The sequence below is a fragment of the Staphylococcus sp. HMSC036D05 genome (assembly GCF_001836225.1).
GTDB classification, from domain to species: domain Bacteria; phylum Bacillota; class Bacilli; order Staphylococcales; family Staphylococcaceae; genus Staphylococcus; species Staphylococcus caprae.
Genome location: NZ_KV827781.1, coordinates 708591 through 718777, shown reverse-complemented (window position 1 = coordinate 718777; position 10187 = coordinate 708591). Strand labels below are relative to the sequence as shown.

The following is a 10187-nucleotide window of genomic DNA, read 5'->3' as shown; positions in this document are numbered from 1 at the left end:
GAAATAATCAAAAAAGAACATTTAGATAAATCGAAATATGAAGCAGACCCTCCGGCATTTTTCTGGTTTTAACCGTACATTAAAATATAAAACAAAAATGATGTGCACTTCTAAAGAGAGTTAGGAGTGTACATCATTTTATTTCATATCCCAATTATATCGCTCAAAATTTGAGGCATCATTGATTATCTCAGTACTTTTTAACAAATTGGCTGCAGATGGTTGAATTATATGCCCCTTCCGGCAACATACAGTTTTAATTTTTTAGTAAGGTTTCTTTAAATTGCTTTGCCAGGTCAGGGCGGTCAGTGACTATGGTATGAACGCCTTTATGATACAAGTCTGTCATTAAATCAATACTATTAATGCCATAGAAACCTGGTACGATATTATTAAGATTTAGCCAATCAATAAAGCGTTTAGAGGTCAATGGAATGCCTTTAAATTCTGTTGGCATTTGAAACGTATCTGCTTGTGGAGTAAATGTGCTTCCAAGCATGCTATTAAATTTAATGAAACCTTCAGCAACTTCAGCTTGGCTTGCACCGACTGCTATTTCTCCTTTGCTGTATTCGACAAAACGTTGGATTTGAGTTTTATGGAAACTTGTGACAAGCACACGGTCTTGTGCTTGGTGTTTAACAATATTGTTGTACATGATTTCAGGAGCGAGACGGCCTTCGTACGTATTTGGAGCGTCTTTTAAATCTACATTTATATACATATTTGGATACATTTCAAGTAGTTCTTCAAATGAAAGAATTTTAGCATGAGGATGGTTACGATATGGTGTATCCCCATTAATATCTGTAAAATGATACCCTGCATCTAATTGTTTCAATTCTGCTAATGTATGTTCGCTCACTTTACCTGAACCATTGGTCGTACGGTCGACAAGTGCGTCATGAAAGACGATTAATTTACCGTCTTGTGTTAAACGTACATCCGTTTCAAATCCATCTAATCCGTGTTCCACAGCATTATCAAATGCTAGTTGTGTTTGTTCAGGTCGAACGGCCATGCCACCTCTATGTGCAAATAAGTAGGGTGCTTGACCAGAGAAGAATTCAGGGATTGTTTTAACTTCTTTTGGTGATTTATTCTTATTGAAGTAGAATAAGCTACCAAGTATCCCAGCTGTAGCTAAGGAACCATTAATCAACCATTTTTTAGTGTTACTCATATGTGAGCCTCCTCGTTTTTAATAGAATTAGCTTAACAAATATTATCCTAATATTAAATTATATCGATATCGTGTCATAGTTGATGAGGGACTTCATTTTCCAAATATTAAATTATAAAGAGTATAAATAAACAACACTCAGAGACGTGTCATAGTGATTTCAATACGCACACAGACGTGATATGATTACAAATGTATAAATAATGGAGTGAGCGAGATATGAATTTAATTCCTAGAGTAAGTTTAATTATTTATTTAAAGCATATTAAGCATGAACGTCAAATTAGAAAATATGGACATATAGTTCATTCAAATAAACAAAGAAAATATGTCGTCATGTATGTTGACGAAGCAGATGCTGATAGTATTGTTCATAAATTAATGCAACTTAAATACGTTCGCGCTATCGACGGATCACCTTATAAATTTCTAAAGAAAACGTATGAGAAAGAAAAACATGAAATGCTTTAAGAAAATATCGTTTATTGTAAAGGTGGAATCCAGCGTTGGAGACGTAAGACACTGATAAGATAGTTAAAGTATAAATCTAAGTCAGGATAGGTCTCGGGCGGTTGTACATCAATGCCTACGACTGGGATATCGTACTTTCCAGCTTCTGTATTGATGATGTCGAATTTCTTGTTACCATCTGGATAAGGATAGTTAAGGGCATTAACCATGATGTACATCGCTTGAAAATGATTGCCAGATGTTGGATTCATAACCATTGCTACTGAGGATAATTGTTTCTCAGATTGTGGTGAATGAAAGTAAATGATGCGATTAATTCGGGGATGATTATACTCGATGAGCGTAGTGAATTCGAACAAGTCGGTTAAACCTTCTCCGATTTTGATAAAAGATTGTTTCATAAGATTATCATTCTCCTTTGTTACAACAAATTATATTAAATAACCTATTGAAATGGAAGTGTGAGCAAATGCGTGTAATAGCAGGAAAACATAAAAGTAAAGCTTTAGAAAGTCTTGAAGGGCGAAATACCCGTCCAACTATGGATAAAGTAAAAGAGGGCATCTTTAATAGTTTGCACGAGGTTTCAGGTTTGGGGTTAGACTTGTTTGCAGGAAGCGGTGCCCTTGGTATAGAAGCATTGTCGCGTGGTATGGAGAAAGTCATTTTCGTGGATCAAAACTTTAAAGCAGTCAAAGTGATAAAGGCGAATTTAAACCAATTAGATCTCATGTCACAAGCTGAAGTTTATAAGAACAATGCTGATAGAGCGCTTAAAGCACTCGCTAAACGTGAGATACAATTTGATATCATCTTCCTAGATCCACCTTATAAAAAGGGACTCATAGATGAGGCGATTGAGAGAATTTCGGAGTTTAATTTATTAAAAGAAAATGGTATTATCGTTTGTGAGTTTAGTAATCATGAGGATATTCAATATGAGCCATTCCAATTGATTAAGCGTTATCATTATGGTTTAACAGATACTTTGTTACTTGAAAAAGGAGAATAATATGAGTAAGACAAGAGCAGTTATTCCCGGTAGTTTCGATCCTATTACATACGGTCATTTAGACATTATAGAACGAAGTGCCGATCGCTTTGATGAGATTCATGTTTGCGTGTTAAAGAATAGCAGCAAAGGTGGAACATTTGATTCAGAAGAACGAATAGATTTAATCAAAGATTCAGTCCAACATTTATCGAATGTTGAAGTTCATCATTTCAATGGATTACTCGTCGATTTCTGTGATCAAGTTGGAGCTAAGACAATTATTAGAGGTCTTAGAGCGGTCAGTGATTTTGAATACGAGTTACGATTGACGTCGATGAATAAAAAACTGAATAGTGACATTGAAACGATGTATATGATGACAAGTACTAAATATTCGTTTATTAGTTCAAGCATTGTTAAAGAAGTAGCAGCGTATAAAGCGGATATTTCAGCTTTCGTGCCACCACATGTAGAGAAGGCGCTAAAAGACAAGTTTGATGTTTAAAAAATAACCATTTCAACGTGTACCATATTTGCAATCAATAACTATTGAAATTGTTGTATGGTTCGGGTTGAAATGGTTTTATTTACGTATGATGGGTGTATTGAAATCGGTTTGTGTTTGATGACTCATTAGATTATACACGTGTGTTGCTTTAATTTCATTTTGGAAATAGTGGGCATTTTTTTGGTTAATATTGGTAATATATTGACGTTCAGGAAATTTATTTTTTAAATGTTTTAAATAATTTCTACCTACGTCGTTCATTCCTAATATTCTTACAGCATGTATATCTTTATGTACATCATGAGACTTTATATTTAATAATATGGTCATAAGAATGCGCTGAATATGTGTATAAGTGTAACGTTTAGTTTTAAGATTCTGCATAAACGCTTTAAATGAATGACTTTGTTGAATCATTGATTTCAATCGATTTTCAAATCCTTCATTTATATTATATATGGATTTCAAATCTTCTTGATGTTGAACGGTTAATTGATATTTAATAAACGGAAATGTATCTTCTGCTGTAACATGTGGTGCTTTATATAAATTATGAGCTACTTGTGGAACAACGTTTCGCCAATGATGATTTCCCTGTAGCAGAGACTGACGTATCGATGTACCACTCGCAAATTGATGATGCGTTATTTCTGAATGGTGATGATGTGAACCTTCTCGTTTAATTGTCATCGCTTCTATTTGAGGCGCGAATTGATTGATTGCTTTAAGGTAACTCATTCCTAGCAAGTTATTAGGGGATTGTAAGAGTTCATGGCTATCCGTGAGTTCACTTAATATACGAGGATAACTCTTGCCTTCTTTAAGTTTACTTTTAAAATCAGGATGACTTTCTAAAGTTGAAATTTGATCTGCAAGTTGTTGAAGATCATTCAAATCTGCACTTTCACTTCCAAAAGAAATGGTATCGATATCAAGGTATTGCGCCACTTTCACAGCCATTTCCGCAAAAGTATCACCCGAAGATAGGCTAGCGAGAAGCGGAAGTTCAACCACTAAATCAACGCCTGTGAGCGCCATTTCAGTTCGAGTGAATTTATTGTAGATGGCAGGTTCACCACGCATAACAAAGTTGCCACTCATCAACGCAATTGTTACATTTGAATTAGAGCGTTGTTTAGATTGTTGAGCATGATATAAATGCCCATTATGAAAAGGATTATATTCAGTAATGAGGCCAACACTTTTCATTTGCAATTCGTCCTTTCAGTATTCATCATTAGTATTGTAACAGAACTATATATGTTAAGAAAAAATCTTGACAACTTTTGTTGGGAAAGTTAAAATAAATTTTGTGCTTGTTAGAGGTGAAGCCATATGAAATGGTCAATAACACAGTTAAGAAAGTATCAAGGTAAGCCATTTGAGTTTAACCAAACGGCTCATTTTGATCATTTGAAAGAATCATTAGATTTAATTGATCTATCAGAAATAAATGTTGAAGGCCAATTAACAGTGAAATCCAATGAAGTCATTGCTGATATGCATGTGACTGGAACATATACGATGCCTTGTGCACGTACACTCGTACCAGTTGAAGTGCCGTTAGATGTAACAACTTCAGAAGTTTTTGACTTAGAGGGCTATAATGATTATATCGATAGTGAAGATCAAGAAGATGAACATTATCATCTTGTTTCTGACGGTATGATTAATATTAAAGACATTGCTGAAGAACTTGTAATTATTGAAAAGCCTATGTGCGCCTTCTCTGAAAATAGCAATCAAATGCTAACAGAAGGTAATGGTTGGGAAGTCATTGATGAAGATCAATTGATTGAAGTTCAACAAGAACAAGATAATGATGATTCTGAAAGTAAGCAAGTTGATCCAAGGCTTCAGAAATTACAACAATTATACGATAAAGAGCAATAGCAGTTTAATTAATGATATAATAGTATTAATTGAACTGACATTTTGAATTAAGTGTCTATTCTAAGGAGGATTAATCATGGCAGTACCAAAAAGAAGAACGTCTAAAACTAGAAAAAATAAACGCCGTACGCATTTCAAAATTTCAGTACCTGGTATGACTGAATGCCCAAGCTGTGGCGAATACAAATTATCTCACCGTGTATGTAAAAACTGTGGTTCTTACAATGGTGAAGAAATCGTTTCTAAATAATATAGAATTTATTTATTTTTATCCAACAATCTGTATGAGGTTGTTGGATTTTTTATGTCCATTTATAAGAATGACCTACAGCTTTAGATAGAGGTAACTGTAGGTCATTGTGCATCATCAAGTTATGATGAATGCTTTATGAAATTAGTGTTTTTTATTACTTTTACGTGTTTGACGTTTTAACAGTAATACACCTGCGAAGAATGATAATACACTTGCCCAAATTGTTGGTGTAGTTGTATCAGCACCAGTATTAGGTAACGTTTTAGATTTATCAGATTGATGTTTAGTTTCATGCTTTTTATTTTTAGTGATAGACGTGTCATCATTATTAGTATTTTTACCTTTTACTTTTGTCTTGTCTTTTTTAGTGATTTTGATTGTTTCCTTTTTGTGAGTTGGTGTAGTTGGTGTCTTATTCGGATCCTTCATGTGTGGTGTCTCAGGTTCTTTATTCGGGATTCTTTCAGGTACTTTCTCAGGCTCTTTCTTCGGATCATTATTTACAATTCTAATTTTGTAATTTCCTTTATAACCGATTTTAGGTACTTCAACGCTTACAAACGCCTGATAGACTTTCTTACCTTCTACGTAAGGGAACGTGATAGTACGTGTATCATGTTCTTTATCTTTAGCAATTGTTGTTACACGTGTACCTTCAACTTTAAATTCTTTCCAATAAGAATCATTGTTTAATGTAAGAACAACAAGTTGATTACCTTTTTCATCAACGGCTACTTTGAAAGGTTTTTGAATATAATTCTCCATTACTGACGGTTGATCTTTTAAGCTCTTTAGAACAGAGAAATCAACGGCTTTTTCATCTTTTAATACTGTAGGCGTTGGTGTTGCATTTTCAAACTCTGTTTTGACTGGAGTGACTTCAGTTGTATTTGTAGTTGCATTGTTAGTAGTATCGGTCTGCGGTTTTTCCACAATAGGGAAGTCGAGATCAAGGGTAGTATCTACTTCATTACCAGCTTTGTCATATTTAGAAACTACAGTTGTTTTAAGTTGAATTTTATCTAATAATTTATCCGTAGTTAAAACTGCTTCTTTCACTTTATCAGCTTGTTCAGTTAATAGTACATTTTCACCGTTGTGAGTAATTTTAGAGAATTGATACTTCGTTCTCTTCGTGATAAGTGTGTTACCGTTTGCTTCTTTTACTTTAAAAGTATATTTGAACTTGTCTCCATCTTTTTCAACTTTGACGTCTTTTTCAAACAAATTAGCATAAGTAGAAGTTTGAGAATTATCTTTTTGATATTTTAATTCACCTTGAATTGTAACTGGATATGCATTAGGAATTTTGTTTGCTTCGACTTCATGATCTGCTACAGATGATTGAGTCGATGCTGTTGTTTGATTTGCTGGTTTTGTTTGTGTTGTAGAAGGTGTAGCTTTAGCCGGTTTAGCTGGCTTTGATGGTACTTCTTTAGGGTCGTTCCATAGCGCATCATTAAATTTTCGAGCACTGTCATAATACAATTGAAGTGTTACGTCATGTGCTTGGTCTCGACCTTTGCTTGGATTATTAACATTTTCCGGATATTTAGTCGTACCAGTAAGTTGGATTTTTTCTAATAAATCTTTTGAAGTTACAGAGAATTCTTTAATTCTATTCTTGTCATTGATTGTTCTTAATTCTAATGGTTGGTCTTTGTATTCCATTTTGAAAAGGTCAAAGTCATAAAATTCGCCACCCACATCTGCAATTCCAGGGTGTAAGCGTACAGTGTATTTATATAAATCATTTACTTTTTCAATTTTAACGTTAGGATTCAGCGCCCCCTCATAAAGAGAAGTTTCTTCATTATTCATCGCATTTCTAAAGTGACCACTTACAAAGAGTGGAAGTTCTTTATGTAATTTACTTTTATCGTAGACTACATCGTCGTAAAGATTCTTGTAAGTTGTAGCTTGATAGTCCTTTGCGGTAATCTTTTTGTCTGATTGGCTGTTAGGTTTCGTTGTTGTTTGTGAACTTGAATTGTTTGTTGGTGAAGTCGATGGTTGAATGTTGTTTTGGTTTTGCGATGAATCTGCTTGGTTTTTATGATTAGACGTATTAGTCGTTGTAGTTGTTCCAGTAGGGGGTGTACCATCGTTGTTTTGACCAGTAGTAGTTGTTGTCTTAGTATCTGATTGAGTAGATGAATTTTCTGCTGCTTGTGCATCGTGACTTGAACTTAGGAAGAGGGCAGTTCCTAATGTGATTGAAGCTACGCCAACTGTTAATTTACGAATGGAAAAGTAATTGGCATAACTTAGTGTATGATTCTTCTGATGTTTGTTCATGTTGTTAACAACTCCTAAGATAGATTTCTAAATGATAAACCTTATCAATTAGCTTAGGATTATTATACACTATTTATTTTTAAATTGAATAGTATTTTTAAAATATTTTATATTTTTATTTGTGCAATTAAAAAACAAGTACATCGCTTAATGATGTACTTGTTATAGTGGTCTAAATAATATTAAATATTTTTATTACTTTTTCTTTTAATAAAGAATAGTGATGAAAATAGTGCAATTAGACTAAATATTACACCGTTATTAGATTCTTTATGAGAACCAGTTTGAGGTAACTCATTAGTAGATTTTGAATCACTATCATTTTTATTAACTTTAGAATCTTTACCTGTTTTGCCACCTGTAACGGGATTTTTAACATCTTTTTTAGGTTGTTTGACTTTCTTATCTTTTTTAGGTTGTTTGTCTTTTTTATCCTTTCTATCCTTTTCAGAAGGGTTAGTAGTCGATTTGTTTTGTTTAGAAGTAGTGTCAGTTTGAGTTGTTGTAGGTTTTTCAACTTTATTGTCGTCTTTTTTACCTGTTTCAGACGGTGTTTCAGCTTTAACATCTTGTTTTTGAGTCTCAGTATTGTTCACTGAAGTTGTAGGTTTTTCAGGAGTAGAGCTTTCAGTTTTATCAGTAGCAGGTTGTTGATCTTGGGTAGTGTCATTTTGTTTAGGCTGCTCTTGAGGAGTTGTTGGTTCTGGATCCTCAATTGTAGGAATGACACTTTCTAATTCAATATGTGTTGTATATTCGTGATCATATTTTAATGCAGGTATTACAATATGTACTTTACTAATAATATTATTCATACCAGGAGTTACTTCTATGTTAACTGTTTTAGTGTCTTTTTCAGTATTATCATCTACCACTGTAGTAGGTAATTCTGTCTCACTTTCATCAAAAAATTGAAAACTCTTCCACCAAGAAGCATTCTCTAGCGTAATTTGGAAATAATATTTATCATTTTTCTTAATTACTTTACCAGGATGTTGAACATATTGATCCATGTGAGAAACTTCATTCGTTTTATCTTTCTGAACTTGGAAATTTAATGATTCTGAAAGCTCAGCTGATTGTGAAGAATCGCTTTTTGTATTGTTAGCTTGAGCGTTTTGGTCTTGAACAGTAGTAGGTTGAGTATTTTGAGTATTTGAATTTTGTGTAGCTGATGTATTTTTAGGTTGGTTTTGTACTTGTTGAGTTGATTGATCTTTATTTTGAACATTTTGATTTGTAGATACATTATCATTTTGGTTTCCTGAATTTTCATCGGCTTTAGCTTCTTGATGAGCACCGATAATAAGTGCTGAACCTAAAGTGATTGAAGCTACACCAAATTTAAGTTTTCTAATTGAAAAGTTATTCTTAAAAATAAAAGTATTTTTCTTATGATGTTTTTTCATGTTGTTAACAACTCCTATGTAATTTTTCAATTGATAGCATTTATCAATTAATACATAGATATTATACACTAACTGAAAATTAAGTGAATAGTTTTTATATTATTTTATTATTATATTACGCCGAATAAAAAGACGAGCTAATCTTTCAAATGATTAACTCGTCTCTATGATTATCTAACTATTTAGATGATTTTCTTTGTCTTCTGAATAGAAGTAGTGCAGATGCTAAAGAGATTGTACCGAATACAGTTGTAGTATAAGCAGCTTCACTACTTACACCAGTATCAGGTAATTCAGTTTTTTCTTTTTTAACATTTGTAGTTGTTGTTTTGTGATCGCCGACAGTTGTTACGTGATGTTTAACATCTTGGTCGTCAGTGTCGTTTTTATCAGGAGTAGTTGTAGTATCAGGTTTAGTTTCAGTATCAGTTTTAGTAGGTGGTTTAACTGTAGTATCTCCACCGTTATTTTGATCAGGAGTTGGTCCTTCTTGTTGATCTGTATCTGGTTTAGTAGTATCAGGTTTGTGTTCATCATCTGGTTTAACTTGAGTATTTTGATCTGTACCTGTACCTGGTTTAACACCAGCACCTAATTGGTCATGTTGATCTGGAGTTGTAGTACCCGGTTTAGTTTGAGTATCAGGTTTAGCTTCAGTGCCTTGATCAGGATTAGTAGGTGGTTTGACTGTAGTGTCCCCAGCGTTATTTTCATCAGGCTTACCAGTTTGTTGACCTGTACCTGCATTTTGATCAGTTCCAGGCGTACCTGGTTTTTCTTGGCCATCTGGTTTAGTTTGACCTGCATTTTCACCTGGAGTAGGTGTTACTGTATTATCAGTACCATTTTCACCAGGTTTAGTGTTGTCAGGCGTACCTTGACCTTGTTGGTCAGTACCTGGTTTAGTCTCAGTACCTTGACCAGGTTGAGTATTATTTTCAGGAGCAGGTGTTACTGTAGTACCAGCACCAGCTTGATTGTTTTGATCTGGTGTTGTACCCGGTTGAGGCGTAGTTGTACCTGTTTGAGTGCCACCTTGACCTTGTTGTTCTGTATTACCAGGTGTTTGGTCAGGAGTAGTACCAGGTTTAGTACCAGCGTCTTGTCCTGGTGCGCCAGTACCATTTTGGTCTGGTGTAGTTGCATCAGGTTTAGTTTGAGTATCAGGTTTAGCTTCA

Annotated in this window: 11 protein-coding genes; 5 read left to right on the top strand and 6 right to left on the bottom strand. The window is 34.0% G+C overall.

Annotated features, from left to right (window positions below; translation table 11 throughout):
• Positions 1-256: 256 nt before the first annotated feature.
• Complete coding sequence (locus HMPREF2580_RS07990) at positions 257-1183, bottom strand: glycerophosphodiester phosphodiesterase family protein (RefSeq protein WP_070831799.1); 927 nt, start codon at positions 1181-1183, stop codon at positions 257-259.
• A gap of 219 nt (positions 1184-1402) precedes the next feature.
• On the opposite strand from HMPREF2580_RS07990, the gene HMPREF2580_RS07985 reads away from it, so the two are divergent.
• Positions 1403-1654 (top strand): DUF2129 domain-containing protein, encoded by a 252-nt coding sequence (locus HMPREF2580_RS07985; RefSeq protein WP_002442214.1) that lies wholly within the window; start codon positions 1403-1405, stop codon positions 1652-1654.
• 11 nt (positions 1655-1665) lie between these two features.
• Here the strand turns inward: HMPREF2580_RS07985 and HMPREF2580_RS07980 are convergent, their stop codons facing one another.
• Positions 1666-2055 carry a DUF7147 family protein gene (locus HMPREF2580_RS07980; RefSeq protein ID WP_070831796.1) on the bottom strand — a complete coding sequence of 130 codons (390 nt, stop codon included), beginning with the start codon at positions 2053-2055 and terminating at the stop codon, positions 1666-1668.
• A 68-nt stretch (positions 2056-2123) separates the two neighbouring features.
• Between HMPREF2580_RS07980 and rsmD the strand changes: the two genes are divergently transcribed.
• Both rsmD and coaD read left to right on the top strand, forming a co-directional pair.
• Positions 2124-2666: a 16S rRNA (guanine(966)-N(2))-methyltransferase RsmD gene (gene rsmD, locus HMPREF2580_RS07975; protein ID WP_002442216.1), complete on the top strand. Its 543-nt coding sequence runs from the start codon at positions 2124-2126 to the stop codon at positions 2664-2666.
• Between the two features lies 1 nt (position 2667).
• Positions 2668-3153 (top strand): pantetheine-phosphate adenylyltransferase, encoded by a 486-nt coding sequence (coaD, locus tag HMPREF2580_RS07970; protein WP_037541352.1) that lies wholly within the window; start codon positions 2668-2670, stop codon positions 3151-3153.
• 78 nt (positions 3154-3231) lie between these two features.
• Here coaD and HMPREF2580_RS07965 read toward each other — a convergent pair whose 3' ends face one another.
• A complete protein-coding gene (locus tag HMPREF2580_RS07965) occupies positions 3232-4365 on the bottom strand; it encodes a nucleotidyltransferase (protein WP_070831793.1) in 1134 nt (377 codons plus the stop codon).
• A gap of 126 nt (positions 4366-4491) precedes the next feature.
• Here HMPREF2580_RS07965 and HMPREF2580_RS07960 point away from each other — a divergent pair, with 126 nt between their 5' ends.
• The gene (locus tag HMPREF2580_RS07960) at positions 4492-5049 is read left to right on the top strand and encodes a YceD family protein (RefSeq protein ID WP_070831790.1); all 558 of its coding nucleotides are present in this window, start codon (positions 4492-4494) and stop codon (positions 5047-5049) included.
• A 76-nt stretch (positions 5050-5125) separates the two neighbouring features.
• Positions 5126-5299, top strand: coding sequence for a 50S ribosomal protein L32 (rpmF, locus tag HMPREF2580_RS07955; RefSeq protein ID WP_002442221.1), 174 nt, complete (start codon positions 5126-5128; stop codon positions 5297-5299).
• Between the two features lie 144 nt (positions 5300-5443).
• Here rpmF and HMPREF2580_RS07950 read toward each other — a convergent pair whose 3' ends face one another.
• The 3 genes from HMPREF2580_RS07950 to HMPREF2580_RS07940 all read right to left on the bottom strand — a co-directional run.
• Complete coding sequence (locus tag HMPREF2580_RS07950) at positions 5444-7600, bottom strand: NEAT domain-containing protein (protein ID WP_070831787.1); 2157 nt, start codon at positions 7598-7600, stop codon at positions 5444-5446.
• A gap of 182 nt (positions 7601-7782) precedes the next feature.
• Entirely contained in the window at positions 7783-9009 is a 1227-nt protein-coding gene (locus HMPREF2580_RS07945) for an NEAT domain-containing protein (protein WP_070831784.1), read from the bottom strand.
• Positions 9010-9187: 178 nt separating this feature from the next.
• The coding region (locus tag HMPREF2580_RS07940) for an LPXTG cell wall anchor domain-containing protein (protein WP_141756885.1) at positions 9188-10187 on the bottom strand (1000 nt) is incomplete at its 5' end.

Coding starts and splice junctions, on each gene's coding strand:
- HMPREF2580_RS07965 (WP_070831793.1), bottom strand. CDS start 4,365: ATGAAAAGTGTTGGCCTCATTACTGAATATAATCCTTTTCATAATGGG.
- HMPREF2580_RS07985 (WP_002442214.1), top strand. CDS start 1,403: ATGAATTTAATTCCTAGAGTAAGTTTAATTATTTATTTAAAGCATATT.
- rpmF (WP_002442221.1), top strand. CDS start 5,126: ATGGCAGTACCAAAAAGAAGAACGTCTAAAACTAGAAAAAATAAACGC.
- HMPREF2580_RS07945 (WP_070831784.1), bottom strand. CDS start 9,009: ATGAAAAAACATCATAAGAAAAATACTTTTATTTTTAAGAATAACTTT.
- coaD (WP_037541352.1), top strand. CDS start 2,668: ATGAGTAAGACAAGAGCAGTTATTCCCGGTAGTTTCGATCCTATTACA.
- HMPREF2580_RS07960 (WP_070831790.1), top strand. CDS start 4,492: ATGAAATGGTCAATAACACAGTTAAGAAAGTATCAAGGTAAGCCATTT.
- HMPREF2580_RS07950 (WP_070831787.1), bottom strand. CDS start 7,600: ATGAACAAACATCAGAAGAATCATACACTAAGTTATGCCAATTACTTT.
- HMPREF2580_RS07990 (WP_070831799.1), bottom strand. CDS start 1,183: ATGAGTAACACTAAAAAATGGTTGATTAATGGTTCCTTAGCTACAGCT.
- HMPREF2580_RS07980 (WP_070831796.1), bottom strand. CDS start 2,055: ATGAAACAATCTTTTATCAAAATCGGAGAAGGTTTAACCGACTTGTTC.
- rsmD (WP_002442216.1), top strand. CDS start 2,124: ATGCGTGTAATAGCAGGAAAACATAAAAGTAAAGCTTTAGAAAGTCTT.